Here is a 26096-nt window from a genome sequence, read left to right as displayed (position 1 = left end):
TTCTCCACGAACTGATGTTCGGTGAAGCCGCCGACCACGCGCACCCACTGCGGCGCGGGCGTGATCGCGACCTGACGCTTGAGCATCTCCATCGCGACGGCGAGCGAAGGCACGCCGTCCCAGCGCAGCTCCATGTTGTAGTTCAGGCCGCCACGAATCACGTGGCAGTGGTTGTCGATCAGGCCCGGCAGCACGCCGCGGCCGTCGAGGTCGACCACCTTCGTCGCGCGGCCCGCGAGCGGCATCACGTCCGCGTCGTGGCCGACCGCGACGAAGCGGCCATCCTTGATCGCGACGGAAGTCGCGACGGGGTTCGTGCGGTCGAGGGTCGTGAATCTTCCGTTATGGAGGATCAGATCCGGTTGGCTGTCGGTCGTGCTCATCAATATGTCCTCGATGCAATCAGAAACCGAGCCAGTGACGGACCGGTGCGACGGCCGCCACGCCGATCAGCATGCCGGCCAGACCGACCAGCGCGATCAGCGGCGGTGCGGGCGAGCGCACCTTGATCACGCTGTACACGACGCCGATCAACACGCCGGCGCCCAATGAAGCCAGATACGATTCCATACGCCCTTCCCGACTGAATTAGAATGTGCCGCAGTGCCGCCCGGGCGCCGTGCGTCGGCAGCCCGAACCGTTTCCGCCTCGTTCGCTTCACTTCGCCGCCACGCTCTCCAGCCATGCAACATCTTCCCGATCTCGAAGCCTGGGCCATCTTCGCGCGCGTCGCCGAGACCGGTTCGTTCGCCAAGGCGGCCGACCTGCTCGGCATCTCGCAACCGACCGTGTCGAAAGCGATCGCACGCCTCGAAAAGCGCCTCGGCGCGATGCTGCTGTACCGCACGTCGCGCAAGCTGTCGCTCACGCCGACCGGCGAACTGCTGCGCGATCGCGCGATCCGCCTGCTCGCCGACGCCGAGATGATCGAGGACGAGGCCTCCGCGCACGCGCTCGAACCGCACGGCCTCGTGCGCGTGAACGCGCCGATGTCGTTCGGGCTACACCACCTGGCGCCGGTGCTGCCCGCGTTTCTCGAACGCTACCCGCGCGTCGACATCGATCTCGTGCTGTCCGACCAGTTCGTCGACATCGTGTCGGGCGGCTTCGACGTCGCGATCCGGATCGCCGAGCTGAACGATTCCTCGCTGCGGGCGCGTCGTCTGTGTGCGGTGCGCCGGCCGCTCGTCGCATCGCCTGCGTATCTCGATCGGCATGGCCGGCCGACCCATCCGAGCGAACTCGACCGGCACGTGTGCCTGACCTACACGAACATCCCGACACCCGACTACTGGCGCTTTCGCCACACCGCGTCGAACGACGAAATCGGCATCCCCGTGCGCGGCCGCATCCGCACCAACAACGCCGACGTCATCGGCCCCGCGCTTCTTGCAGGCCACGGTCTCGCGCTGCAGCCGACGTTCCTGGTGTGGGACGCACTGCAAAGCGGCGAGCTCGAGGAAGTCATGCACGACTGGAAAATCGCCGACATCAACGTCAATCTCGTCACGCCGCCCGGCATGCTGCGTGCCGCGCGCGTGACGGCGCTGCTCGAGTTCCTCGTCGAACATCTGTCGCACGCGCCGTGGGCACTGCCGCCCGTCTGAACGGGTGGCCCGTGCCCGTTACTTCGCCGGGACGGCCGGAATCGACTCGTGCGGCGTCGCGGTGCGCTGCGCGGCCTTGTGAACCATCGTGTACGCGTAGTCGACGCCCATGCCGTACGCGCCCGAATGTTCCTTCGCGACCGCCATCACGGCGTCGTAGGTGTCGCGGCGGGCCCAGTCGCGCTGCCACTCGAGCGCGACCTGCTGCCAGGTGACGGGCACGACGCCGGCCTGGATCATCCGCTGCATCGCGAAGTCGTGCGCGTCCTTCGACGTGCCGCCCGACGCGTCGGCCACCATGTAGATTTCGTAATCGCCTTCGAGCATCGCGCTGAGCGCGAACGTCGTATTGCAGACTTCCGTCCACAGGCCCGACACGATGACTTTCTTGCGACCGTTCGCGGCCAGCGCATCGCGCACCTTCTGGTCGTCCCACGAGTTCATCGACGTGCGTTCGAGCGTCTTCTGGTTCGGGAACACGTCGAGCAGCTCGGGATAGGTGTAACCCGAGAAGCTGTCGCTTTCGACGGTCGTGATCGTGGTCGGGATGTTGAATGCCTTCGCGGCCTTGGCCAGCCCGACGACGTTGTTCTTCAACGTCTGGCGATCGATCGACTGCACGCCGAACGCCATCTGCGGCTGCTGGTCGATGAAGATCAATTGGCTGTTCTGGGGGGTGAGGACTTCAAGCTTCGGGTTGCTCATGGCGCGAATCATCCTTTGGACAGGAAACGTTTGAGGCTTGCCTCGACCGGAAACCGGGAGGAGCCGACTGTGCGTTACCCCGGAACGGCGTCTTCCGGTTGCAGCCATTTAATCGGAAAAGTCGCGGCTCGAACATCCAAGAAATGGAATCGATCGAATTCCGAAAGAGAGGGCTCTCAAAGGGCCATCCGCCCTTTTGTTCCACACGTAAACCCGATACGCTTCCAGCACGTTGAAGGCGCGCCCTTCGCCCCCGATCAGCCTATCACGAGAGGTTTTCATCATGAAACCGTATTTTCTGTCGCTGTTCGCAGGCATCCTCGCCGGCGTCATCTACGGCGCGCTCGGCGTGAATTCGCCTGCACCGCCGATCATCGCGCTCCTCGGCCTGCTCGGCATGCTGGCCGGCGAACAGATCCTGCCGCTCGCGCGCCGGATGCTGTCCGGCTACCGGCTGAATACCGCGTGGCGCGACGCACAATGCAGCCAGCACATGTTCGGCACGCTGCCGGGCGGCGCCGCGAACGACCGCAAGCCGTCGTGATGCACGGCTCATGAACAACGTCGAACTGTTTCATTACCTGCTGCTGTTGATCTGCGGCGCGGGCGCGCTCACGTGGCTCGCGGAGCGGATCTCGATTCCACCGGCCGTCGTGCTGCTGCTCGGCGGCTGCGTGGTGGCCGTCGCCGGCAAGCGCGTGCCCGACATGGACCCGGCGCTGCTGCTTGCGGCCGTGCTGCCGCCGCTGCTGATGTCGAGCGGGTTCTATACGGCATGGAAGGAATTCCGGCACGAGCTCGGGTCGATCGCGTCGCTCGCGCTCGGCGCGGTGGCGTTCACCACGATTGCGGTCGCGCTCGCCGTGCATGCGGTCAATCCGGCGCTGCCGTGGGCCGCGTGCTTCACGCTCGGCGCGATCGTGTCGCCGCCCGACGCGGTCGCCGCGAAGGCGATCCTGCAGCGCCATCCGCTGCCCGCCCGGCTCGTCGCGGTGCTCGAAGGCGAAAGTCTCGTCAACGATGCGTCGGGCCTGCTGCTGTATCAAATGGCCGTGTCGGCCGCGCTCGCCGTCACGATCACGACCGCGAGCGCCACCGGCCTGTTCTTCTCGCTCACGCTGATCGGCATCGCGGTCGGTCTCGCATGCGGTCATGCGATGTGCTGGGTGCTGCAGCGCCTGCGCGAGCCGATGCTCGGCATCGTCGTGACCTTCGCGATGGCGTGGGGCAGCTACGGGATCGCGGAAGCCGTACACGGCTCGGGCGTGCTGTCGGTCGTGACGTGCGGCCTCGTGCTCGGCGTGCGCCAGCATCGCGTGTTCGACGCCGACATGCGGATCAAGGCGAAGGCGACCTGGGAAGCGATCGTGTTCGTGCTCGACGCGCTCGTGTTCATCCTGATCGGCCTCGCGCTGCACGCGATCCTCGCGCGCGTGAACCACGAAGGCGCGGTGCTGATGGCCGGCCTGCGCGTCGCGCTGCCGGCGACGGCCGCCGCGATCGCCGCGCGCGTCGTGTGGGTGTTCGCCGCGATGTGGCTGCCGGGCCGCCTGCGCGCCCCGCGCGCGGGCCACGCGCCGTGGTCGTGGCGCGAGGCCGTCGTGCTCGGCTGGTCCGGCATGCGCGGCGTCGTGAGCCTCGCGGCCGCGATCGCGCTGCCGAACGACTTCCCCGGCCGCGACCTGATCCTGTTCAGCACGTTCCTGCTGATCATCGCGACGCTGGTCGTGCAAGGCGGCACGCTCGCGCCGCTGATCCGCGTGCTGAAGCTGCGCCCGGCCGCGCGGCACACGATGTCCGAGCATGCGGTGCGCGCCTACACGTTCGGCGCGGCGCTCGCCGAACTCGATGCTCGCGAACAGCGCGGCGCGGGCATCGAACGCGCATCGCTCGACCGGCTGCTGACCGAATACCGCAGCCGCGTCGCGTTCAACGAACGTGCGCACCGCGACGGCGCCGAACCGGCCGACGTGCGCGCGCGAATGCTGCGCGTCGAGCTGGAACTGGTCGGCGTGTCGCGCGACGCGCTGCTCGGCCTGCATCGCGACGGCCGGGTCGACGATGCGGTGTTGCACCGCATAGAATCCGAGCTGGATTTCGAGGAACTGCGGCTGCAGCGCCTGCTCGAACCGTAACGCCTCGCCTGCCCGGCCATGCCCGGCCGGCCCGTCTCCCCTTTCCCCACATGGAATTGCAATGAGCGAACTGTCCGTCGAAGCGAGCATCGGCTCCGTCGATTACCTGGTCCATTTCACCGACGGCGTGCATCAGTGGCGCGCCGACGAACCGGCGTCGCTCGGCGGCGGCGATACCGCACCGACGCCCGTCGCGCTATTGCTGTCGAGCCTCGGCGCCTGCACCGCGATCACGCTGAAGATGTACGCGCAACGCAAGGGCTGGCCGCTCGCCGAAGTGCACGTGAAGCTCGCGCACGAATCGGGCAGCGCGGGCAGCACGATCATGCGCCGCATCACGCTCGACGGCGACCTGAGCGACGAGCAGCGCGAGCGCCTGATGCAGATCGCGAACGCGTGTCCGGTGCACAAGATCCTCACGCACCCGATCACGATCGATACGGCCATCGCCTGACTCACCGACACCGAGAAACCCACCATGTCCGCATCGATCAAGACCCTGCTTACGCCGCGCGAGAGCGACATCGGCAACCTCGTCGTGCGCCGCGTGCTGCCCGCGCGCGCCGCGCGCCTCGTCGGGCCGTTCATCTTCTTCGACGAAATGGGGCCGGCCGTGCTGCCGGCCGGCAGCGGGATCGACGTGTTGCCGCATCCGCACATCGGCCTCGCGACCGTCACCTACCTGTTCGACGGCACGCTGATGCATCACGACAGCCTCGGCTTCCGGCAGAAGATCGTGCCCGGCGACGTGAACTGGATGACGGCCGGGCGCGGCATCGTCCACTCGGAGCGCTCGCCCGACGAGGACCGCCCGCATGAACAGCCCGTGCACGGGATCCAGACCTGGGTCGCGCTGCCGGTCGAGCATGAGGACACCGCGCCCGCGTTCGTGCATCACGCGGCCGACACGCTGCCGTCGTTCACGCGCGACGGCGCGAGCGTGCGCGTGATCGCAGGCACCGCATTCGGGCTCACGTCGCCGGTCGCCGTGTTCTCGCCGACGCTCTATGCGTATGCGGAATTCGCCGCGGGCGGGCAACTCGCGCTCGATGCGGAACACGACGAGCGCGGCGTGTATCTCGTCGACGGCGACCTCACGATCGACGGCACGCCGCTCGCACCGGCGACGATGGCCGTGCTCGAACCCGGCGCGAACGTCGCGCTCGCCAGCGGGAACGGCGCGCGCGTGATGCTGCTCGGCGGTGCGCACCTGCCGGGCGAGCGGTTCATCGAATGGAATTTCGTGTCGAGCGAGCGCGCGAAGATCGAGGCGGCCCGCGACGCGTGGGCCGCGCAGACCTTCGGCAAGGTGCCGGGCGAGGAAAACGAGTGGACGCGCCAGCCGGCGCGCCGCGCGCAGTAAGCCGGCAGTAGTCGGCATCATCGATGCAACGCGGCCGGCATTCACGCCGGCCGCGTTGCGTTTACCGCTTCAATCCCATCAGCTTCGCGAGCACCGGCCAGCGGTCCAGCGATTCGACGAACGCGCGCCGCGCCTGCTCGTCGACGTAGCGTGCCGGGTCCAGCGCGGGCAAGTGCCGCGCGAGGCCGAGCACGTCGTTCGGTTGCGACAGGCGATCGTCGTCGCCTTCGCCGATGTTTACTGTTCGTCGATCCATACGCCGTCCGGGGTCTTGACCGCATAGCCGGCGCTCGTCTGCACCGTCACCGTGCCTTCGTTCTCGCCGACCATCCGCGTGCGCGGCAGGTCGGCCGCATATTGTGCAAGCGTCGCGCCCGGCTTGAACGGGCTGTTCGACACGAGGTTCGACAGCAGCTGCGCGAGCGCGAGAAAGCTCGTCGGCTGGTCGATCACCGTCGTCGTGCCGTGATTGCCGGTGAAGCCGACGAGCCGCACGCCGACCGGCCCGTGGACGATGCGCGGCGTCGGAATCTCGCGCAGGCCCGCGACCTGGTTCTTGTCGCCGCGCAGCGCGGCGCCGTGCTCGGGCACGAACACGATCACCGCACGCCGGCCCGACTGCGCGATCAGGTCGGCGAGCCGGTCGAAGTCGTTCATCAGCTTGGTCGCGCGCTGCGGATACGAATCGATGCTGGTCAGCCCACTCCCCACCACGCGGTTGCCGTCGTGCAGGCTGATCGTGTTGTAGTACAGCGCGACCGGGCCCGGCACCGACGCGCGCTGCGCGTACCAGCTCGCGAGCGTGCCGTAATCGTCCTTGATCGCCGAGCCGTCGAACGCATGCATCGCGACCGGGGCGGCGGCGTTCGAGATCATCGGCGCGTCGGGCACGCCGATATTGTCGTGAATGACCTGGAGGAAGTTGTCGAAGTGGCCGTCGTGGTTCAGCAGCGACTGCACCCTGTAGCCGGCGGACGCGAGTTGCGAGAACAGGTGGCACTGCTGCGGCGCCGGTTTGTACAGGTCCGCATGCGCTTCCTGCCCGCAGCTCGCGCGCAGCACGCGGATCGCGGCCGGGCCGCTGTAGCTCGCGGCCGTGCTGAAGTTGTTGAACAGGTAGTCGAAGTGATTCAGCATCGGGTGATTGCGCACCTTCGCGGCATCGAGGTCGTCCCACGACAGCGAGCAGACGTGCAGCACGATCACGTCGAACTGCGCGGCCGGGTCGTTGCCGAGATGACCGAACGCGACCTGGCGCTGCGACTCCTGCGCGCGGAACGTCGCGAGCGCCGCGTTGTGATCCTCGGGCTGGCCGGCGCGCCCGCCCGTCGCGTCGGCCTGCTGCGGCAGCGGCGCGACGACGCGAGCCATCAGCCCGTTGCCGGCCTGCCACAGCAGCATCACGATCAGCACGGCGAGCACGAAGGTCGCGACACGCACCCAGCGATTGACGACGAAATAGACGATCAGCACGCCCGCGACCGTCAGCACCAGCACGGGCGGCAACAGGCGCGGCAGCAACTCCATCCAGTAATCGAGGCGGAACGTGCCGACCTCGCGCGCGGCTTCGGCGAGGCGCGCGAGCGGCGGCGCATGCATTTCGCGCGCGAGGAGCGGCACCGCGATCGCGATCGCGACGAGCTGCCTCACGATGCGCCACGCGCGGCGCCGGATCGGCGCGCTCACCGCAAGCGCCAGCGCGAACGCGAGGTTCGCGAGCCACAGCGGCTGCAGGTGGCCGGTCGCGAACAGCGCGAACTTCAGGATGAAATACAGATTCCAGAACGTCATTTAAACCACTCCGTGATGGACGCCGCGTCAGTCGCGCGCCCGATCGAGCTTCGGCGCCAGCATCGACTGCACGCCGCGCGCCGCGCCCTTCCACATTCGTACGTAACCATCCAGGCCCACGCGCAGCACTTCCTTCAGCCCGCGCAGCGGCGTGTCCGCGCGCGCGCTGGCGTGCCAGTCGAGCCACGCGTCCGCGCGGCCGAACGTGCACTGCACGAGCTGGCGCTCCTGCTCGAGCGTCAGCGCCTCGAAGCTCACGCCGACGTGCGTCGGCGTCACGCGACTCACGCGCACCGGGAACGGGAACGGCCGGTCGCCACGCGTCACGCACACCGTCAGCGTGTCGCCGACCGCGAGCGGCAGCCCCGGCACCGCTTCGAGGCCGAGGCCGCCGGTCGAGTAGTCGCTGGTGAAGCAAGCGGCCGTCGACCCGTCGGCGAGCAGCAGCGTCGCCGGCACGCGCATCGCGATCCGGTGCGTGACGCGCACCTGTTTGGTCTCGCGCGCGACGGCCAGCGCGGCGCCGAGCATCGCAAGGTTGTAGACGGTCCAGCCGAGCGTGATCAGGATCGTCGACGCCTCGTCGCCCTGATCGGCCGCGAGCCGCCACACGCCGGCCGCGATCGCGAGCACGTTCAGCGCGAACAGCACGAGGTACGGCTTCGACGTCGACCAGTCGACGTAGCCTTCGTCGATCTTGCCGCCCTTGTCGGTCACGTTGAACTTGCCGTGCTTCGGGCTGAAGAACGCGACGGTGGTCGGCAGCGCGATGTACCACGCGAGCACCGATTCATAGACCTCGGCCCAGAACGAGTGGCGATAGCGCCCCTGCATCCGCGAGTTCGCGACGTTCGCGAGCACCAGGTACGGGATCACGTAGCTCGCGAGCGCGATCGACGACGCATTGATGAAGTACAGGTGGAAGAACAGGTAGGCGAGCGGAATCGTCAGGAACACGAGCCGCGGGATCCCGTAGAAGAAATGCAGCATCGCATTGCCGTAGCAGATCCGCTGGATGAAGCCGAGCCCGCGCCCGAGGAACGGATTGTCGATCCGGAAGATCTGCGCCATCCCGCGCGCCCAGCGCGTGCGCTGCTTCACGTGGCCCGCGAGGCTCTCGGTCGCGAGGCCGGCCGCCTGCACGGTCGGCAGGTAGGCCGACGTGTAGCCGCGGCGATGCAGCTTGAGCGCGGTGTGCGCGTCCTCGGTCACGGTCTCGACGGCGACGCCGCCCACCTCCTCCAGCGCGCTGCGCTTGAGCACCGCGCACGATCCGCAGAAGAACGTCGCGTTCCACAGGTCGTTGCCCGACTGCACGAGCCCGTAGAACAGGTTGCCCTCGTTCGGGATCTCGCGGAACGTGCCGAGGTTGCGCTCGAACGGATCGGGCGAGAAGAAATGGTGCGGCGTCTGCACCAGCGCGCATTTCGGGTCGCGCAGGAACACGCCCATCGTCGTCTGCAGGAACGAGCGCGTCGGCACGTGATCGCAGTCGAAGATCGCGATGTATTCGCCGTGCGTCTTCGGCAGCGCGCGGTTGATGTTGCCGGCCTTCGCGTGGCGATTGTCGTCGCGCGTCAGGTAGCCGATCCCCGCTTCCCGCGCGAACGCCTCGAACTCGGGGCGGCGGCCGTCGTCGAGCAGGTACACGCGCAGCTTGGCCGTCGGCCAGTCGATGCTCTGCGACGCGAACACGGTCGGCTTCACGACCGACAGCGGCTCGTTGTAGGTCGGGATATAGATGTCGACGCTCGGCCAGCTGTCGGGATCGTCGGGCAACGGCACGATCGGCCGGTCGAGCGGCCAAGCGGTCTGTATGAAGCCGAGCAGCAGGATCATCCACGTGTAGGCTTCGGCACCGTACAGCAGGTAGCCGGCGAACGCCTCGACGGGGCTGCGGAAATCGAGCGTCTGGGTCGTGCGCCACCACACGTAGCGGACCGTGGCGAGCAGCGCGAGCGACGCGAGCGCGAGCGTCGGCAGATGGCCCGGCAGGCGGCGCAGCGCCAGCGCCAGCACCGCGACGATCGCGAAGAACGCGAACTGCGCGCCGGGCATCAGCGGCGACATCCCGGCCGCGGCCCACATCAGCGCACCGGCGATCAGCAGCAGCGGCGCGAGCCAGCGGTGCCGGCCGACGCCGTGCGCGCGCGCGTCGAGCCAGCCGCCCCAGCGCGCCCACGGCAGGCGCCCGAGCAGCGCGTCGAGGCGGGCGCCGAGCGCGCGCGCCGCGACGTAGACCGGCACGACGAACGTGTCGAACCATGCGAGCGGATCGCGCGCGGGCCGCTCGTCGGCCGCGCGCGGCGCGCGCACGATCGCGCGCCACAACCATTCGCGCAGGCTCAGCGGCTGCAGCACGCCCCACTCCTGCGCGAGCCACAGGAAGGCAGCGCGTGCCCGGCGGCGCACGGGATCGGGCCGGCCGGGCGGCGGTGCATGGAAGAACAGCCGCACGAGCCAGTCGAGCAGCGTGCGCTGGGCCGGCAACCCGATCCCGCGCGCGCACCAGTCGATCGCGCGCCGGGCCGCGGCACGCCAGCGCGACGCGAACGCGGCCTTCATCGCCGCGCTCCCGTGCGGCCGGCCGCGGCCGCCGCGAGCCACGCGTCGACCCAGTTCGCGACGCCGTTCAGGTCGTGCGACGCCTGCGAATACGGCGCGTCGTCGAAGATCCAGGTGCCGCGCGCGAGCGTCTCGGGCACGGCCGCATCGACGTGAATCCGCTGTTCGAGCATCGACGCCGGCCCCGCGACCGCGCGCAGCATCGCGAGCGCATCGCGCTGCATGTCGCGCGCCGGGTTCAGCCGGTTCACGACAATCTGCAGGTCGCCGCCGCCGGCCCGCAGCGCGTCGAGGCGCGCGGCGACCGTCGCGCACGCGGCCGGTTCGGGCGGCACGACGACGAGCGTCAGGTCGGCGCGACGAATCGCCTGCTCGGCCTGCGGCGACGGATAGCGCGCGGTGTCGATCAGCACGACGCCGTCGGCCGGCAGCGCGATCTCGTCGAGCGCGCGCGACAGCCAGGCCGGATCGGCCGCGAGCCGCGCATCGCAGGCGGCGGCGCCCGCTGCGTCGACCTGGCCATACGGCACGAACAGCACGCCGTCGGCATTGCGCCACGTATGCGCGTGCCATGGCGCGGCGTCGCCGGCGTCACCGCGCAGGCTGTGCGCGAGCCCGTGCTCGGCCAGCGTGTCGAGACCGAGCGTCGCGCCCATCAGGTTCTGCGCGTCGAACTCGACCGCGACGACCGGCCGGCCGCGGCGCGCGAGCAGCACCGCGAGCGCGCCGGCGAGCGTCGTGCGGCCCGCGCCGCCGGTCGTCGACGTGACGGCGATCGTTTTCATGACGCGGCCTCGTCGGTACGGCCGGCTTCGGGCAGCAGGCGCCCGCGCAGCGCGACCGGCACGAGTTCGCACGGCACCGCGTCGCGCCGGTGCAACCCTCGCGGCGCATGAAAACCGCGGCCAAGGCCCAGGTGCTGCGCGACGATCCACACCGGCACCGCGATCGCGATGCCGACGACGAATCCGATGACGAGTTCGGCGATCATGCGCCCTCCGGCTTGCGCAGCGGCATCGCGCTGCGGATGGCGCCGCGCGTGCGCGCGACGGGAAATTCCGCGGATGGTGGCGGCGCATCGGCGGCCGGCGTTGCGTCGTCGGCATGCGGCGTCGCATCGGCATGCGCGTCGACCGTCCCGGCCGCGGCGACGTCGGCGTCCGGTTCGGCGAGCGTCGCGACTTCCTCCGCGCGTTCGATCGGCGCGCGCGCCGCGCCGGCCGGCTTCGCCGTCGCGAACAAGTCGCTGTAGTCGGCAATCGGCGCGCGCCGGTTCTCGGTCTTCAGCGCATCGAGCTCGGTGTCGATGCTGCCCTGTCCGAGACACACGACGCGATCGGACAGCGTGTCGACCGGCACGTCGAAGATCCGCGTCAGCGCGTCATCGGCATCGGCCGGCTCGCACGCGAACAGAAACACGTACAGGTGTCCGGCATCTGCGGTCACGACGTCGCCCGCGCGGCGCGGCCGGCAGTGCCGGAGCGCATCGACGTGCGACACGCCGGGCAGCAGCGCGATCTTCGCGAGCGTATGCGGCAACGCGAGCACGGCGCCGCGATCGAGCACCGCGCGAATTCGCAGACAGAAGGCGCCGACCGGCAGGTAGCCCAGCACCGAATCGCCGAGCGCGGCCGCGAGCGCCGCACGATAATCGGCCGCGACGGGCCGCGCATAGAGCTGCCCGCGCAGCGCGTTCACGGCCGCGTGCATCCGCGACACCGGCAAGTCGCGCGCGACGACGCGATTCGCGCCGACGCTCAGCACGAGCATCTCGAACTGCTGGCGCAGCACCTCGCCGCGCTCAACGACGGCGATCTTCAGTGCGCCGCCGGATTGCCGGCGCAGCGTGTGAACGGCCGCGCACAGCGCCTCGAGCTGCGCGTGCGTGCGGAACGCCAGAACCGCGGTCGCGGCCTGCGCATGCGCACAGGCGGCGACGACCGCCGCGTTGTCGTCGACGATTTCCCAGCCGGCGGGTACGCGGCTCGTTTCGTCGAGCACCGCGCGGCTGACGACGACACGGTCCTCGTCGGTCGCGAGCTTCATCCGGCGCGACGGCTCGGCAGCGGCGCCGTCGACGATCGCGGCGAGCCGGCCGCTCGGCGCGAACCGCAGCGGCCGCACTTCACCGGCCGCGAGCGTGTCGCCGGCACGCCAGAAATCGACGACCCACAGCAGCTCGCCGTGCGTGCGCTGCAGCTGCGCGACGCCCGAGCACACCCCGTGAAAGCCGCTGCGCGGCGCGCGATTCGCATCGCGCACGAGCGGCGGATCGTCGGTATCGAGGTCGGCGCCGGTGCGCACGATCTCCGGATCGACCAGCAGCACCAGCGCGATCCGGTGCGTGCGGCACCAGTCGGCGAGCGCGTGTGCCTCTTCCGCGAGTGCCGCCGGATCGTCCCAGCTGAACCAGCGCTGCGCGCCTTCGATGAAATACAGCGAGCGCGCGCGAAAGCCGTAGCGCTTCATCGCGCGCAAGCCACCCGTGAGCCGTGCGAACGGACCGGGCGCCGCACGGCGCGGCGCAGCGGGGTCGCGCGCGGCATCGCCGTCGGCCGGCTCGTGCGCGGGCGGCATCGCCAGCACGTTCAGGTTGCGCGGCCAGCCGGCCGGCTGCGCGCCGCCCGCGAAACCGCGCGACGCCATCTGCGCGGCGACGCGCGCCGCGTCGCGCGACAGCACGACCGTCACGTCGCGCGTGCGCGACTGCCGCGCGCTTTCCCACACCAGCGCGTCGCACGCCGGCGTGCCGGCAGCGGCATAGATCGCGTACAGGCCGCCCGCTTCCAGCTGCGTCCACGTATCGGGCAGGCCGTCGATCGCGAGCCGGCTCAGCGGGCCGGCGCGGCCACCGGCCGGCCCGGTGCGCAGCAGCGCGCGCAGGCGGCCCAGCAGGCCGGCGGCGCCCAGCGCGGGACGGGTTGCATCGATTTCCGTATTCACGCGCTTCCCCTAGGGTCTGCTTGCATATGGAACGCACATGCGTTGCCACGAGAACGGCCGCTCGCGAGGCGTGGGACGCCGCGAATACCGGCCGTATTCGCAAGGAGCACAACGCGGCGAGCGGCCGTTCTCGTGGCAACCCCAAACCAAAAAACCATTCCAGGGGAACGCCCGAAATCGCCCGCATGGCAGCGTCGCTCGTCTCTTGTTTGGCTCGGCCAAACGGCGCTCCTCACTTCTTGCCCTACGAGCGATTTCGGGCATTCGCATGTACGTTCCATATGCAAGCAGACCCTAGTAATCCGAATAAAGCCGCACCGGCGTCGGCGTGACGAGCCAGCTGCGCTCCGCGCGTGCGTCGAACGCATAGCGCAGGTACACGAGCGCCGAACTCGGCGCATAGTCGTGCGACCGGTCGATGTGCAGTTGCGCGCCGACACTCAGGTGCGGATTCACGCGATATTCGACGATGCCGTTCACGCCGTACGAGAACGACACGCCGCGCGTCGAACTGCCCGCGTAGACGAGCCCCGCCGCCTCCTGCGCGGCGCGCTGGTTCGCGAAGGTCGGGTAGAAAAGCGAATCCTTTTCGTAGCTGTTCGAGATCCCGGCCGTGACCGTCAGGTCCCACGACAGCGCGTCGCGCCGCCCGGCCCACTCGATCGGCACGCCGAGCGACAGGTAGCGCTGCGGGCTGTAGTAACCGCCCTGCCCGTACGTGTAGTAACGCAGGTTCTGCGCGTAGTGCCACGCATTGCCGACGAGCCCCGTGCTCACCTTCATCGTCGCGCGTTCGTACACGGGCACCGTGAAGCCGGAGCGCAGCGTGACTTCCGCGTTGCGCTCGACGTTGCGGCCGGACAGCACGCCCGCGCCGAGTTCGGCGAACAGGTTCACGCGCCCGACGTCGACCGCCGCGCGCAGGTTCACGCCATCGCGACGCACGCCGCCCCATACGGCCCCGGTCCACGGATCGCGCATCCCCGCATACGACAGCACGCTGCTCGTCTCCGGCCGGCGCGACGCGTTCACGGTGAAGCTCGCCGGCCCCGCGTCGAAGCGGTAGCGTACGCCGCCGACCAGGTAATGCACCGGAAAGCCGAGCGGCGACGTGCCGAGATCGACGCGCCATGCGTCCGTGCGATAGCCGGCGCCGAGCGCGACGCCCGTCATCGGCTGATGCAGGTCGCCCGGCGGATGCGCGATCAACGCGGCGGCCGCGGGATTCGCGACGAACGGCGCGGGCAGCCCGATCGGCGCGTTGAGCGCCGCGTAGGTCCCGAACGTCTTCAGCGAATACGCGTTCGGGTCGCTCGTATCGAGCGTGCCGGCATCCAGATGCACGGTGTCGAGCTGAAGGAACGCATGCCCGTCGTAGCGCACCGGCATCTGCACGTAGATCGGCACCTGCTGCGCGCGGTACGCGGAAATCCCTTCGTCGCCCGATTTGTACGCGGGCAGCCAGCCGATCTCGATCTCGGGATCGCGCCGCTGCGCAAGATCCGCGAACGCGGCCTGCGCGGGCGTGCGACCGTCGCGGCCAGGGCTCACGCCGCTCGTGCGCTCCTGCGACAGCGACAGCCGGTACAGCGATGCGGCATCGTCGTAGCGGCCCTGCGCCTCGGCCACGCGCCCCGCCGCGACCGTCACGTCGGCACGCGCGGGGTACGCGGCCTGCAGCGGGTCGATCACCTGCGCGGCTTCGTCCGGGCGGCGCAGCGCGTTCAGCCGGCGCACGACCGACAGCCGCGTATCGACGTCGTCGTCCGGCGTGCGCGCGAGCACGGCCTGCACGCGTGCGAGCGCGGCCGCGCGGTGGCCGCTGTCCTCGTCGATGCGCGCGAGCGCGAGCTGCGTATCGGCATCGTCCGGCGTGCGCGCGACGACCGGCGCGAGCGCGTCGCGTGCCGCGTCGTAACGGCCCTGCGCGCGTTCGAGGTCGGCCAGTTCGAGTGCGTAGCGCTTGTCCGCGCGGCCGGCCGGGCTCGCCCGATCGAGCAGCGTGCGGGCGCGCGCATAGTCCCGTTGCGCGATCGCGTCGTCCGTCTGCCGCAGCACGAGCCGCAGCGACTGGTCCTCGATCCGCGCGGTCTGTGCCGGCGTCAGCGCCGGCTCGCGACGCAGCGTGTCGAGCCACGCGGCGAGGGCGTCGTCGCGCCCCGCGCTGCCGAGCAGGTCGCCGTAGCGCAGCCGCACGTCGGGATCGGCCTCGCGCGGATGCGCGGCGATCCAGTCGCGCAACGGCGCGAGGCCGCGCTCGGGTTCGCCCGCGTCGATCCACTGCGCGCCGACCGCGGCCAGCATGTCGGGATCGTCCGGCGCGCTGGCCTGCGCATGGGCGAGCGACGCGGCGAAGGCCGCACGATCGCCACGGCCGAGTGCGCCGCGCGCGCCTGCCAGCGAACCTTCCGCGTCGAGCTTGCGTGCGAGCGCACGCATGCCGTCCGAGCGTCGCGCATCGTCGACGCCCGCGAGCGCGGCCTGCGCGCCCGCGATGTCGTCGAGCGAGTTGCGATACAGCGCGGCCGCATAGCGCATCTCGGGCGTGTCGCTTTGCGCGAGCCCGTCGTCCATCACCGTGCGGCCGAGCTGCGGCAGCCCCATGTCGCGATACAGCCGCGCAAGCGCGAAGCGCGTCCACGGCGCATCGGGCGCCGCGCGCACCGCCGCTTCGTAGCGTTGTGCGGCCGGCCCGCGTTCGCCCTTGTCCGCCAGCGCGCGCGCCTCGCTCGCGAGCAGGTCGGCGCGCAGCCCGTCGAGCGCGTGGCGATCGTCGCGGCCCGTCACGCGGCTCTGCAGCGCGTCGAGCAGCGGGCCGATGCGATCCGCGCGGCCGGTGTTCTCGTACAGCGTCGCGGTGCCGCGCACCGCCGACAGGTTCGGCGAACGTGCGGCGAGCAGTTCGCGCAACAACGGCTCCGCGCGCGCCCAGTCGCGCTGCGCGAGCAGCGCATCGGCAAGCTGAAGCTTCGCGTCCGGGCTGTCGGGCTGCATCGCGAGCGCGGCGCGCGCCGCGCGCTCGGCATCCTGCGGCCGTCCGGCCGACGCCGCTGCGCGCCCCTGCGCGATCACCCCCCAGAACTGCGCTGTGCGCGCGAGGCTCTGCCACTTGCTGCGCTGGTCGGTCGACAGCGCTGCGGCACGCGTGAACAGCGCGCGCGCTTCGTCGTGCCGGCCTTCGCGCAGGCGCAGCAGGCCGAGCCCGCCGACCGCATCGGCATCACCCGCGCGCGCCTGCGCGGCGCGCGCGAGCAGCGGATCGGCGCCGCTCAGGTCGCCGCGCGCGAGCGCCTGCAAGCCGCGCTGTTGCGCGATGTAGCCCGGATCGCGCTCGAGCAGCCGCTGCGCGTCGCGCTGCCGCTCGAGTGCGGCGGCGCGATCGCGGAATTCGGTGTCGTCCGGCACGAGCGCGAGATAGGCACGCAATGCGTCGAGATAGGCGGGATCGGTGCCGGCGGACTGCAGCACGCGCCGCCACACGGTCATCGCTTCCGTATGGTCGGCGTCGGGCCGCTTCGCGAGCGACCACGCGATGCGGTTCGCCTCCGCACGCGTGTCGTCGCGCTGGTTCAGGAGCCGCGCGAGCGCCAGCGCCGCGTTCGAATCCTGCGGGTCGGCCGCGACCGCGCGGCGCAGCGCGGCGACCGCCGGTTCGCGGCCGCCCGGCGCGTTCGCGACGATCTGGTAATACTCGGCGCCCAGCGCACCGGACGGCGCGCCGTTCGGAAACAGCGCGACGATCCGGCGAGCCGCCTCGTCGGCGCGGCCGCTGCGCGCAAGCAGCCGGATCTGCGCCATCTCGCCGCGGCCGCTCGTCGCGACGCGGTATTCGTCGGCCGCGCGGCGCGTGTCGGGCGCCGCGGGCGCGCGCGCCTGCAGGCGCGCCAGCGTGGCCTGCGCGCCTTGCGCGTCGCCGAGCCGCAGCAGCACGCGCACCTGTTCCGCGAGCAGTTCGGGATCGTCCGGCGCGATCAGGAGCCCTTTGCGCAGGGCGTCGCGCGCGAGGTCGTCGCGATGCTTGGCGCCCCACATGCGGGCGGTCGCGAGCTGACGCCGCGCCTCGGGCGACGTGGCCGAGGCCGGCGCCGACACGGCATTCGGCGCGACGGGTTTCGTCGCCGCGACGGCGACCGTGGCCGGCGCCGCCGCGGAGACCGACGACGCGAGCCACGCAAGCCCCGCGACACGCCGCGCGCCGTGCTTCATCGGGCCGCGCATGAACGGCCCTCCCAGCGCGCATCGAGCGACCCGTCCGCGCCGAACCGGTAACGGCCCTCGCGCCAGCCGAGGCCGAACAGCGTCAGCACGCTCGTGTAATAACCGGGCGCCGACTGGCGCGCGAGCGCGTCGACACGGGCCGCCTGCGCATCGGCGAGCGCATGCTGGCCGCGCGCGTCGAGGAACGGCACGGCCGCCGCCGAGAAGCCGCCGTTGCCGTCGTTCGGCCCCGCGACGCCGGTCGTCGTATCGACCTTCTCCGGCGGCGCGCCATGCGCGGCGATGTAATCGGCGAACGGCGCGAAGCGCGCGAGCAGCGGCGCGGCGAGCGGATCGGCGCGATCGAGCATGCCGGCCCACAAATACACGCGTATCGCGTTGTACGCGCTTTCCGCGTGGGTTTGCGGATCCGGCGCGAAGCCGGCGCCGGCGCGATACAACGCCCAGTCCGGCGCAAAGCCCTTGGGCGCGGTGTCGAGCAGCACGCGGCCGGTGCTGGCCGCGAGCGCGGCCCAGCGGCGATCGTCCGGCAGGCGCGCGGCGAGCCCGCGGATCACCTGCGGCGGCGAATAGCTCGGGTTCACGCGCCATCGACCGTCGGCCAGCTTGAATCCGGTCGGTCCGGGCAGCAGCGTGAGGCCGAGGCCCGGCACGCTGGCCGTCTCGTCGTCGAGCACGCGCTTCGCGAGCAGCGCGCCGCGCGCCGTGTAGCTGCGCTCGCGCCACAGCCGTCCGGCTTCGACGAGCGTGTACGCGATCCACAGGTCGGCATCGGACGCCGCGTTCGCGTCGAGCACGCGCCACGCGCCGTCCGGCGCGCGGCCCCACAGCCACGCCGGCAGACGGGCGCTCAGGTCGCCCTGCGCGAGGTTGTTCTCGGTCCATGCGAGGATCGTGTCGAACGTGTGCCGGTCGTTCGCGACGAGCGCGAAGAACAGTCCATACGCCTGCCCCTCCGATACCGTGCGCGAATCCGTCGAGCCGACGTCGATCACCCGGCCGTCGGCCGACACGAAATCGCGCTTGAACGCGTCCCAGCGCGGCCACGCCGCGCCGCACCGCACGTCGGCCGCGCCGCCTTGCGCGGCCTGCGCGCCCCCGGCGGCGCCGGCCACCGCGCACACGGCCGCGACGGCCAGCACGAGCGTCGTGCCGACCCGCCGCGCCGGCTGCGTTGCCCGTCGCCTTGCGAATGCCCACGCCATCCGTTACATCCCCCGTCGGCGCGCGGCGATTCTCTGCAGCACGCTGAACACGCCGAGCGCGAGCAACAGCCCCGCGACGACGCCGACCACGCCGAGCACCACCGGGTGCCGCGCCGCTTGCGTCCAGACGCGCGCGTACCACGGCACGAAGCCGACCACGTACGGCTCACCGACGCGCAGGCTGTCGACCTGCCCCGGCCGCACCAGCGCGAGGTCACCCTGCAACTGCGACACGAGGCCCGGCTTCTCGAACACGTCGAGCAGATCGGCCAGACGCGCCTGGTCGGTCGCCGTCAGCGCCACGACGCTGCGGCCATGGCTGCCCGGCAGCTCGAACCCGGCCAGCGCCGCGAGCGAGCCCGTCTGTTCGATATGTGCGCCGCCGTCGGCCATGCCGACGCCGTTGCGCCAGCGTTCCTTCACCGAGAACGCGACACGCGTCGCGCCCGTGCCGGCCTGCTGGTCGATCGACAGAGGCAACGCCGCGCGCCAGTGCGACAGCAGCGGCGACGCGGGCGAGCCGTCGATCACGAGCAGGTCCTTGCGGCCCGCGAGCGCGGCGACGTCGCCGGGCCGCGCGACCTGCACGCGCAGCGCCGGGAAGCCGGTCCACTGCCCCATGTGGCCGAGCATCGTCAGGTAGGCTTCCAGCTCCTGCGGCGACGGCCGGTCCGGCATCACGACCGCCGTCTGCGACAGGTCGGCGAAGCGCGTGAACGGGAAACCGCTGTTCGCGAAGAACGCGAGGTTCGGCAATTGCGCGTAATGGACGAAGTGCGAGAAGTCGATCGTCGAATCCGGATCGATCGCCGCGCGCTGCGGCTCGGTCGCGGTGCTCGAGCAGAGCCCCGTCTTCTGCGAATCGAGCGTGAAGCGGAACTGCAGCTGGTTGCCGCTGCCGACGCGGAACGCCGGGATGTCGACATCGCTCGTCACGCGCCCTTCCGGCACCGACAGCAGCGGCAGCTGCATGCGCCCGCGCGCGTCTTCCGCATGGGCCGGCCCGAGCCGGTACGACTTCACCAGCTGTTCGTTGATCTCGACGGCGAGCGTCGAGTTGTCCTGCACGGTCGGCGCGGTGTAGCGATAGCGCAGCGTGATCGGCACGCCCGAGCCGTTCCACGAATGCAGATCGGCCGGCACGCGCAGGTTCAGCCGGATCGCGTCGGGCGACGTGCCGCGCACTTCGAGTTCGCGCGGGTCCGACACCAATTCGCGGAACGTGATCGGCCGGTTCACCGGCAGCCAGCGCGGTGCGTCGTACGGCTTGCGCGGCGCGCCGAGATCCACGTGCGCGACCGTCGCCGCCGGGCCCGACAGCGCCGCGCGGCCGAGCACGAGCGCCGCGACCGCGTCGTCGACCTCGGCGGCCGTGCGGCCCGTCACGATCAGCAGCTTGCGGCCCGGCGCGGCCGGGTTGTCGGCGACGGCGAGCAGCGGGCCGTTGACCGACGGTAGCGCGAGGCCGGCCGGCAAGGTCGCGGCCGTGCCGACCACCACCGCCTGGTCGTCGGCCGGGAGCGTCGCTGCAACCGGGAAGCGCGCCTGCCGGTAGTCGGCCTGCGCGCCGAACCACGACGCGAGCACGCCGGCGCTGCGCAGCGTCGCCGAGTCGGGTGACGCCGGCAGCACGAACGGCAGCCGCAGGAGCCCGTTGTCGCGCCGGTCGAAGAACGGCGCGGGCAGCAGCGCGAGATCGTTCGGCAGGCGCACCGGCGACTCGTCGAGGATCAGTTCGCTCGTCGGGCTCACGTCGGCCCACAGCGCCGAGCTCGACGGGTCCTCGCAGTGGTCGAGCGAGTAATGCGCGATCAGGCGCAGGCCGATCTGGTTGAAATCGGAGAAGTAGCGGGGATCGATCGGGATGTCCTGCGTGACCGTACGGCCCGCGCGGGTCGCGTCGAACGGGACGGTCGCGACCACCTCGCCGTTCATCGACACCTTCAGGTGCGACATCGGGAAGACCAGCGACGGCGAATACGCGTAGGTCAGGCGCAGCCGCGCGCCGGTGACCACGCGATCGAGCCGCACGCCCGCATTGATCGTGCGCGCGTCGTCGGCGCCGCGCAGGTGGACCGGATCGAACGCGCCGAGCGACGCGAACGGCAGGTGCACGGTCGTCGCGGGCTGGCCGGCGGACGCCGTGCCGGCGGCGCTCGGCGCGGCCGCGCCGCTGGCGGTCGCCGTCACGGCCGGACTGCCGGCGGACGCCGAAGCGGCCGCAGCCGGCATCGGCGCGGCCGACAGCGCGGCCGCGTGGAACGCGCCGAACGTGGCGAGCGACAGGACGAACAGCGACGCGGCCGGCTTCATGCGCGGCCCCGCTTCGTCAAGATCGTCCGGTCATCAAGCGCGCCGCAACCGACGCGCGCAAAGCAGCTATGCCCGTGAGTGCACATCCCCACTGCTTCCCCTCAAAGTCTGGCCTGAATGCATTTATCGAAACGACGCGGCGAATCATTTTGCTGCCGATTCGTCGGACAGCGCGCACCGGGCACCGGCGCTCGCACATTCGTCACACTATCTCAAAATCAAGACAAAACTCACCCTGATTCGTGCTGACGAAGCGAAAAACAACTCAATCCGGTCGGAAATGCTGCGCGTCGCGATGGAATGGCAAGAGTTACACCGTTGCCGCCGGCCGGACCGACCGGCATACTGCCGGCGCTGCCGAACCGGCGGTCCGGCGCCCCGGGAAACCGGCCGGATGCCGGCGGCGGCCCGTTGCGGGCCGCCCGGAACGCGCTGCCGCGTGAGCGGCGCGTATGCTACCGCAAGCCCGGGCCGCGTGCTGAGCTTTCTTCATGGAAAACTGACTTGGATCAAATCGTCGACACCGCCACCCCGTCCCCCGACACGCTGCTGCGCATCATCGCCGCGCAAACCGAAATCGCGAAACTCGGTCTCGACCTCGGCAGCGTGATGGCTTACGTGACCGAGCAGGTGCCGCAGCTTACGGGCGCGAGCGGCGCGGCGGTCGAATTCGCCGAAGGCGACGACATGGTGTACCGCGCCGCGTCGGGCTCCGCCGCCGGGATGCTCGGGCTGCGGTTGCGCCGTTCGGGCAGCCTGTCCGGCCTGTGCGTGACGCGCGGTGAACTGCTGCACTGCAAGGATTCGGAATCCGACCCGCGCGTCGACCGCGATGCGTGCCGCCGGGTCGGGCTGCGCTCGATGCTGGTGATGCCGCTCACCCACGCGGACACGACGGTCGGCGTGCTGAAGGTGATGTCGCCGGACATCGACGGTTTTTCGGCCGCCGATGCCGGGACGCTGCGGCTCACGGCCGACCTGATCGCCGCCGCGATGTTCCACGCGGCGCGCAACGAGGCCAACGAGTTGTACCTGCGCGCGACGCACGACGCGCTCACCGGCCTGCCGAACCGCGCGCTGTTCTACGACCGCCTGCGCCAGTCGATGCATACGGCGCTGCGCGCGAACGGCCGGCTCGGCATCCTCAACATCGACATGGACGGACTCAAGCCGATCAACGACGGCTACGGCCACCGCGCGGGCGACGCCGCGCTGCGCGAGATCGCCGCGCGGATGCAGCGCGCCGTGCGGCGCTCGGATACGGTCGCGCGCGTGGGCGGCGACGAGTTCGCGGTGATCCTGCCGAACATCGGCAGCCGCGACGACGTCGATGCGCAACGCGCACGGCTCGCCCGGCAGGTCGGCGAGCCGTTCGAATTCGAGGGACATCCGCTGCGGCTCGGCGTCAGTGTCGGCGTCGCGATGCTGCCTGACGACGGCACCGACATGAACGCGCTGATCGAACGTGCGGACCAGGCGATGTACGAGGTGAAGCGCATGCGGACGCAGCGGGCGGCGCACGCGTAACCCGCTTGACCGGCCCGGGCCTCGGCCGTCCGGCCGGTCACGGATGGTTAGCCGACCCGCGCCACCGCGATCGCCAAACCGACCACGATCCACTGCACGATCGCGACCAGCACACCGGCACGGCACAACCCGACCGCACCGCGCACCCGCGCGTCGAGCGCGCGTCCGGCCTTGCCTGCGTCGATCCAGCCGAGGTCGGCAAGCGCGCGATCGAGCGCGGCCAGCCCGTCGTCGGCCGACGCGTCGCCCGATGCCGTGCGCGCGAGCGCGGCGAACAGCCGCCGGTCGATCTCGATGCGCACCGCGTACCACAGCGCGGCAATCCCCGACCCGGTGCTGATCACGGCCAGCAGCACACGCGCGATCGTCGCCGGCGGCCAGGCCGCCGCAATCCACCAGCCCGCGCCGGCCGCGGCCAGCGCGGCCGCGATCGCCCACGCGCCGGCGTCGAGCGCCCCGCGCGCGGCGGCGATCCTGAACGGTGCGGACGGGTCGCGCATCACGCCGCTCCCGTCACGCGGCGACGGTCGATCCAGCCCTGCAGCACGGCCACGCCGTCGTCCGACCATACCGCGCGCGGCCGCATCGCCCGTACTGCGGCAAGCGCGTCGCGCGCGTCGCCGAGCCCCCGCCGCGCGGCGAGCCAGGCAGCCGCGCACAGCACGCTGCGCCCGTAGCCGAGCGCACAGCAGATCAGCACGTCGCGCCCGTCGGCGTGCAGGCGTTCGAGCGCCGCAACGGCCGCCGCGAGCTGCGCCGCGGTGGGCGCGACGAGGTCGAGCTGCGGCACCGACGCATACGCGAGCGACGCGTCGGCCGCGGCCCAGCGCGGCATCTCGGCCGTCAGGTCGACGAGCGCGGTGAAGCCGTGGCGTCGCAGGTCGCGCGTGGTCGGTATGCGGCCGATCGACACGCGCTCGTCGATCCGCGCCGGCGCCGGATGCCGGAACGTCCACACCCGCGAGTTGACGAACGCGCCGGCGATCGTCGGTGCGAGCAGCCAGCGGATGAACACCGGGAAACGGCCCGCGTCGTCCTTCTGGAACGCACCGGGCGCGCCGCGCCGGTAGATCCACGCGACGCACGCGAGCGCCAGCGCGGCCCACCCGGCCGCCAACGCCCAGCCCGGCGCGCGCGACACGCAGCCAAGCGCCACCAGCGCGACCAGCGCCGCGCCGAACGCATAGCGGCGGGCGAGCGCGCGGCCGCCGGCGGACGGCGAACCGGTCGCGCCCGGCAGTCGCCCCGCGGCGTCACGCAACGGAAACAGGAACAGCGCCAGACAGCCGACGGCCGCACCGGTCGGCACGTCGATCGCATGATGCTGATAGGTCGTCAGCACCGACACGCCGATCGCCGCGAACCACGGATGCAGCACGAACCGAGCGACCGTGCCGCGCAACTGCTTCGCATAGACGGCCCACAGCACGACGAGCAGGCCGATGTGCAGCGACGGAGCCTGGTTGAACGGCTTGTCGAACCCCATCAGCAGCGTGAACAGCGCGCCGGCCACGCCGCCCGCGTCGGGCCGCTCGAAGCCGAAGCGCAGCGGCCACGCGACGAAGCACGCGACCGACACCAGTTGCACGGTCAACAGCCGCTTCACGTGATCGAGCAGATCGTCACGGCGGGTCCAGAAGAAGAACGACAGCGCGTACAGCAGGTCGATCGACCAGTACGGCACGATGGTCCATGGCACGAACGGAATCGCATGTTCCCAGCCGAACGCGAAGGTCGGCACCACGGCGCGGCGCGCGGCGAGCCAGTTCGCGAAGCCGTACGAGGAAAAGAACACCGCGCCCATCGCCGCGAGCCAGCCGACGCGCAGCGCGAACGACGCGTCGCGCGCACCGGCCGCCGACTCGGCGAGACCGTCGCCCGCGCCCGCGCCGCCGCCGAGCGCGCTCATGACGCGTCGACCCGCTGCGCGAGGCTAACCGTGAAGATGCCCATCTCGTCGATGCGCTGGTCGAGCTTGCGAAAGCCCGCGCGCGCGACGAGCTCGTCCATCTCGGCCTGCGAGCGGCGGCGCATCACCCAGGTCGCGTCGCCGCGATGATTGTTCAGCGCGCGTGCGATGAATTCGAGCTGCGGATGCCACGGCTGCCCGGTATAGACGAGATAGCCGCCGGGCGGCACCGCCTGCGCAAGCCCGCGCAGCGAACGTTCGATCAGCGCGTTCTCGCCGAACAGTTCATACAGCCCCGACACAATCGCCAGCGTCGGACGCGGCTCGAGCGTCGCGAGCGACGCCTCGTCGAACGCGTCGCCGCGCTCGAAGCGCGCGATCGGCTCGAGACCGCGCTGCGCGATCAGCACACGCCCGGCCTCGACGTTCGGCGGGCTGTAGTCGCGCAGCGTGATGTCGTCGGGCGCCGCGCCGTCGCGTTCGGCGGCCGTCGCGATCGCGTCGAGCACATAGCGGCCATGCCCGGCCGCGATGTCGACGATCCGCACCGGTTCGCCGTGGCCGCGCAGCCGGCCGATCGCCGCACCGATCAGTTCCTGCAGATGCACCTTCCGCTGACGGATACCGACCCAACCCGGCGAATCGAGATAGGTGCGGTCGATCAGCGCGCCGACGCCGAGCCGGCCCTGCGCGCGGTTGCGATATACGTAGTCGAGCGTCGAACCCGAATCGAAGCCGAGCCGCAGCCCGAGCGCGATGCCGTCCGACAGCGCGCCGCCGGCCTTCAGACCCGCCCGCGTGATCGCCCAGTACGCCCGTGCGAACGGGTTCGCGGGCGGGCGGCCGAGCGCCGCATATTCGTCGTGGAATGCGCCGCGCCGGTCGGCGTCGGCCAGCGACACGCGCGGGCTCGGCGTATCGAACTCGCGCAGCACGAACGCGCGCAGCGGTGCGAGCGCCTGCGCGCGGTCGCGCTCGCCGAGCGTGTCGTGATAGAAGCCAGGCAGCACGATGCGCTCCTTGCGCGCGGCGCCGAGCCGCTCGAAGAAGCGGTCCTGCGGGCCGCGATGCACGACCCAGTCGGCGCCCGAGATCAACAGTTGCGTCGGCACGGTGATCGCGGCCGCATCGGCGACGATCCGCTTCGCGGTGTCGTGCAGGTCGAGCAGCATGTTCACGGCGATCGGCCGCGTGATCAGCGGATCGGCCGCATAGCTCGCGATCCGTTCGGGATCGTGCGTGAGGAATTTCGGTTTCACGTAGCTGTTCACGTAGAACAGCCCGCGCAGCTTGTGCATCAGCCGCAGCCCCGGCCGCGCGAACGGTACGTAAAGCTTGATGTGGAACGCCGGCGACGCGACCACGAGGCAGCGGATCGGCGGCGCGTAGTCGTGTACCCAGGTGGCGGCGAGCACCGCGCCGACGCTCTGGCCGACCACGGCCGTGTCCTCGATCGCGATGCCGTGCGTGTCGCGGATATGCTCGACGAAGGTTTGCAAGTCGCGCACCGACGCGGCCGCGCTCGGGCTGTAGCCGCGCGCGCCGGGCGAGCGGCCGTGACCGCGCGCATCCCACGCGAAGAACGCGAAGTCCGGCAGCTCGAGCTCGTCGACGAGGTGCGCGACACGCACCGAATGTTCGTGGCCGCGATGCAGCAGCACGATCGCGCCGCGGCAGCGCGGGCCCGTCGCGGGCCAGTGGCGATAGAACAGCGTTTCGCCGTCGTGCGTGATGAAGTCGGCCTCGCGGGCCGTGCGTGCGTTCATGCGATCTCTCTCGTTTCGTTATTCGAATCATGCGGCGCCGCCCTCCGGC

Annotated in this window: 21 protein-coding genes; 6 read left to right on the top strand and 15 right to left on the bottom strand. The window is 71.0% G+C overall.

Features of this window, described 5'->3' with window-relative positions; all coding sequences use genetic code 11:
- On the bottom strand, window positions 1-383 hold a 383-nt coding region (locus tag HWX22_RS25545; protein WP_175911690.1), incomplete at its 3' end, for an amidohydrolase family protein.
- A 19-nt stretch (window positions 384-402) separates the two neighbouring features.
- Entirely contained in the window at window positions 403-570 is a 168-nt protein-coding gene (locus tag HWX22_RS25540; protein ID WP_059691222.1) for a DUF1427 family protein, read from the bottom strand.
- 113 nt (window positions 571-683) lie between these two features.
- On the opposite strand from HWX22_RS25540, the gene HWX22_RS25535 reads away from it, so the two are divergent.
- Complete coding sequence (locus tag HWX22_RS25535) at window positions 684-1607, top strand: LysR family transcriptional regulator (protein ID WP_059815451.1); 924 nt, start codon at window positions 684-686, stop codon at window positions 1605-1607.
- A gap of 18 nt (window positions 1608-1625) precedes the next feature.
- Here the strand turns inward: HWX22_RS25535 and HWX22_RS25530 are convergent, their stop codons facing one another.
- Window positions 1626-2312 carry a hydrolase gene (locus tag HWX22_RS25530; protein WP_059523309.1) on the bottom strand — a complete coding sequence of 229 codons (687 nt, stop codon included), beginning with the start codon at window positions 2310-2312 and terminating at the stop codon, window positions 1626-1628.
- Between the two features lie 283 nt (window positions 2313-2595).
- On the opposite strand from HWX22_RS25530, the gene HWX22_RS25525 reads away from it, so the two are divergent.
- The 4 genes from HWX22_RS25525 to HWX22_RS25510 all read left to right on the top strand — a co-directional run bounded on the left by HWX22_RS25525 (window position 2596) and on the right by HWX22_RS25510 (window position 5810).
- The gene (locus tag HWX22_RS25525) at window positions 2596-2856 is read left to right on the top strand and encodes a DUF1427 family protein (protein WP_059523312.1); all 261 of its coding nucleotides are present in this window, start codon (window positions 2596-2598) and stop codon (window positions 2854-2856) included.
- A 10-nt stretch (window positions 2857-2866) separates the two neighbouring features.
- The gene (locus HWX22_RS25520; protein ID WP_175916645.1) at window positions 2867-4447 is read left to right on the top strand and encodes a sodium:proton antiporter; all 1581 of its coding nucleotides are present in this window, start codon (window positions 2867-2869) and stop codon (window positions 4445-4447) included.
- Window positions 4448-4508: 61 nt separating this feature from the next.
- Window positions 4509-4901 carry an OsmC family protein gene (locus HWX22_RS25515; RefSeq protein WP_175916644.1) on the top strand — a complete coding sequence of 131 codons (393 nt, stop codon included), beginning with the start codon at window positions 4509-4511 and terminating at the stop codon, window positions 4899-4901.
- A gap of 24 nt (window positions 4902-4925) precedes the next feature.
- Window positions 4926-5810, top strand: a complete 885-nt coding sequence (locus HWX22_RS25510) for a pirin family protein (protein ID WP_175911696.1) — start codon at window positions 4926-4928, stop codon at window positions 5808-5810.
- Window positions 5811-5871: 61 nt separating this feature from the next.
- On the opposite strand, the gene HWX22_RS25505 is transcribed toward HWX22_RS25510, so the two are convergent.
- From HWX22_RS25505 to bcsB, 9 genes are all read right to left on the bottom strand, one after another.
- The gene (locus HWX22_RS25505; protein ID WP_059691215.1) at window positions 5872-6066 is read right to left on the bottom strand and encodes a hypothetical protein; all 195 of its coding nucleotides are present in this window, start codon (window positions 6064-6066) and stop codon (window positions 5872-5874) included.
- Entirely contained in the window at window positions 6048-7601 is a 1554-nt protein-coding gene (gene bcsG, locus HWX22_RS25500; RefSeq protein WP_175916643.1) for a cellulose biosynthesis protein BcsG, read from the bottom strand. Before bcsG ends, HWX22_RS25505 begins: the two co-directional genes overlap by 19 nt.
- 27 nt (window positions 7602-7628) lie before the next feature.
- Window positions 7629-10166, bottom strand: coding sequence for a UDP-forming cellulose synthase catalytic subunit (gene bcsA / locus HWX22_RS25495; RefSeq protein ID WP_175916642.1), 2538 nt, complete (start codon window positions 10164-10166; stop codon window positions 7629-7631).
- Window positions 10163-10951 carry a cellulose biosynthesis protein BcsQ gene (gene bcsQ, locus HWX22_RS25490; RefSeq protein WP_175916641.1) on the bottom strand — a complete coding sequence of 263 codons (789 nt, stop codon included), beginning with the start codon at window positions 10949-10951 and terminating at the stop codon, window positions 10163-10165. Before bcsQ ends, bcsA begins: the two co-directional genes overlap by 4 nt.
- Complete coding sequence (locus HWX22_RS25485; RefSeq protein WP_175916640.1) at window positions 10948-11157, bottom strand: hypothetical protein; 210 nt, start codon at window positions 11155-11157, stop codon at window positions 10948-10950. The genes bcsQ and HWX22_RS25485 overlap by 4 nt, the downstream gene beginning before the upstream one ends.
- On the bottom strand, window positions 11154-13109 hold the full coding sequence (bcsE, locus tag HWX22_RS25480) for a cellulose biosynthesis protein BcsE (RefSeq protein ID WP_175916639.1): 1956 nt from the start codon (window positions 13107-13109) through the stop codon (window positions 11154-11156). Before bcsE ends, HWX22_RS25485 begins: the two co-directional genes overlap by 4 nt.
- A gap of 294 nt (window positions 13110-13403) precedes the next feature.
- Window positions 13404-17327 (bottom strand): cellulose synthase subunit BcsC-related outer membrane protein, encoded by a 3924-nt coding sequence (locus HWX22_RS25475; RefSeq protein WP_175916638.1) that lies wholly within the window; start codon window positions 17325-17327, stop codon window positions 13404-13406.
- Window positions 17312-18532, bottom strand: coding sequence for a cellulose synthase complex periplasmic endoglucanase BcsZ (gene bcsZ, locus HWX22_RS25470; protein WP_175916637.1), 1221 nt, complete (start codon window positions 18530-18532; stop codon window positions 17312-17314). The genes HWX22_RS25475 and bcsZ overlap by 16 nt, the downstream gene beginning before the upstream one ends.
- Before the next feature lie 3 nt (window positions 18533-18535).
- Window positions 18536-20845, bottom strand: coding sequence for a cellulose biosynthesis cyclic di-GMP-binding regulatory protein BcsB (bcsB, locus tag HWX22_RS25465; RefSeq protein ID WP_175916636.1), 2310 nt, complete (start codon window positions 20843-20845; stop codon window positions 18536-18538).
- 504 nt (window positions 20846-21349) lie between these two features.
- Here bcsB and HWX22_RS25460 point away from each other — a divergent pair.
- On the top strand, window positions 21350-22372 hold the full coding sequence (locus HWX22_RS25460; protein WP_244135286.1) for a sensor domain-containing diguanylate cyclase: 1023 nt from the start codon (window positions 21350-21352) through the stop codon (window positions 22370-22372).
- 47 nt (window positions 22373-22419) lie between these two features.
- Here the strand turns inward: HWX22_RS25460 and HWX22_RS25455 are convergent, their stop codons facing one another.
- From HWX22_RS25455 to HWX22_RS25445, 3 genes are read right to left on the bottom strand one after another with little or no spacing between them, the layout of a single operon-like run.
- Entirely contained in the window at window positions 22420-22872 is a 453-nt protein-coding gene (locus tag HWX22_RS25455; RefSeq protein WP_175916634.1) for a hypothetical protein, read from the bottom strand.
- A complete protein-coding gene (locus HWX22_RS25450; protein ID WP_175916633.1) occupies window positions 22872-24281 on the bottom strand; it encodes a phosphatase PAP2/dual specificity phosphatase family protein in 1410 nt (469 codons plus the stop codon). Before HWX22_RS25450 ends, HWX22_RS25455 begins: the two co-directional genes overlap by 1 nt.
- Window positions 24278-26047 (bottom strand): bifunctional alpha/beta hydrolase/class I SAM-dependent methyltransferase, encoded by a 1770-nt coding sequence (locus tag HWX22_RS25445; RefSeq protein ID WP_175916632.1) that lies wholly within the window; start codon window positions 26045-26047, stop codon window positions 24278-24280. The genes HWX22_RS25450 and HWX22_RS25445 overlap by 4 nt, the downstream gene beginning before the upstream one ends.
- Window positions 26048-26096: the final 49 nt, after the last annotated feature.

The sequence above is a fragment of the Burkholderia sp. BCC1638 genome (assembly GCF_902833195.1).
Classification (GTDB): Bacteria; Pseudomonadota; Gammaproteobacteria; order Burkholderiales; family Burkholderiaceae; genus Burkholderia; species Burkholderia diffusa.
This window is presented reverse-complemented; position numbering and strand designations above follow the sequence as displayed.

Coding starts and splice junctions, on each gene's coding strand:
- HWX22_RS25540 (WP_059691222.1), bottom strand. CDS start 570: ATGGAATCGTATCTGGCTTCATTGGGCGCCGGCGTGTTGATCGGCGTC.
- HWX22_RS25535 (WP_059815451.1), top strand. CDS start 684: ATGCAACATCTTCCCGATCTCGAAGCCTGGGCCATCTTCGCGCGCGTC.
- HWX22_RS25530 (WP_059523309.1), bottom strand. CDS start 2,312: ATGAGCAACCCGAAGCTTGAAGTCCTCACCCCCCAGAACAGCCAATTG.
- HWX22_RS25525 (WP_059523312.1), top strand. CDS start 2,596: ATGAAACCGTATTTTCTGTCGCTGTTCGCAGGCATCCTCGCCGGCGTC.
- HWX22_RS25520 (WP_175916645.1), top strand. CDS start 2,867: ATGAACAACGTCGAACTGTTTCATTACCTGCTGCTGTTGATCTGCGGC.
- HWX22_RS25515 (WP_175916644.1), top strand. CDS start 4,509: ATGAGCGAACTGTCCGTCGAAGCGAGCATCGGCTCCGTCGATTACCTG.
- HWX22_RS25510 (WP_175911696.1), top strand. CDS start 4,926: ATGTCCGCATCGATCAAGACCCTGCTTACGCCGCGCGAGAGCGACATC.
- HWX22_RS25505 (WP_059691215.1), bottom strand. CDS start 6,066: ATGGATCGACGAACAGTAAACATCGGCGAAGGCGACGACGATCGCCTG.
- bcsG (WP_175916643.1), bottom strand. CDS start 7,601: ATGACGTTCTGGAATCTGTATTTCATCCTGAAGTTCGCGCTGTTCGCG.
- bcsA (WP_175916642.1), bottom strand. CDS start 10,166: ATGAAGGCCGCGTTCGCGTCGCGCTGGCGTGCCGCGGCCCGGCGCGCG.
- bcsQ (WP_175916641.1), bottom strand. CDS start 10,951: ATGAAAACGATCGCCGTCACGTCGACGACCGGCGGCGCGGGCCGCACG.
- HWX22_RS25485 (WP_175916640.1), bottom strand. CDS start 11,157: ATGATCGCCGAACTCGTCATCGGATTCGTCGTCGGCATCGCGATCGCG.
- HWX22_RS25475 (WP_175916638.1), bottom strand. CDS start 17,327: ATGCGCGGCCCGATGAAGCACGGCGCGCGGCGTGTCGCGGGGCTTGCG.
- bcsZ (WP_175916637.1), bottom strand. CDS start 18,532: ATGGCGTGGGCATTCGCAAGGCGACGGGCAACGCAGCCGGCGCGGCGG.
- bcsB (WP_175916636.1), bottom strand. CDS start 20,845: ATGAAGCCGGCCGCGTCGCTGTTCGTCCTGTCGCTCGCCACGTTCGGC.
- HWX22_RS25455 (WP_175916634.1), bottom strand. CDS start 22,872: ATGCGCGACCCGTCCGCACCGTTCAGGATCGCCGCCGCGCGCGGGGCG.
- HWX22_RS25450 (WP_175916633.1), bottom strand. CDS start 24,281: ATGAGCGCGCTCGGCGGCGGCGCGGGCGCGGGCGACGGTCTCGCCGAG.
- HWX22_RS25445 (WP_175916632.1), bottom strand. CDS start 26,047: ATGAACGCACGCACGGCCCGCGAGGCCGACTTCATCACGCACGACGGC.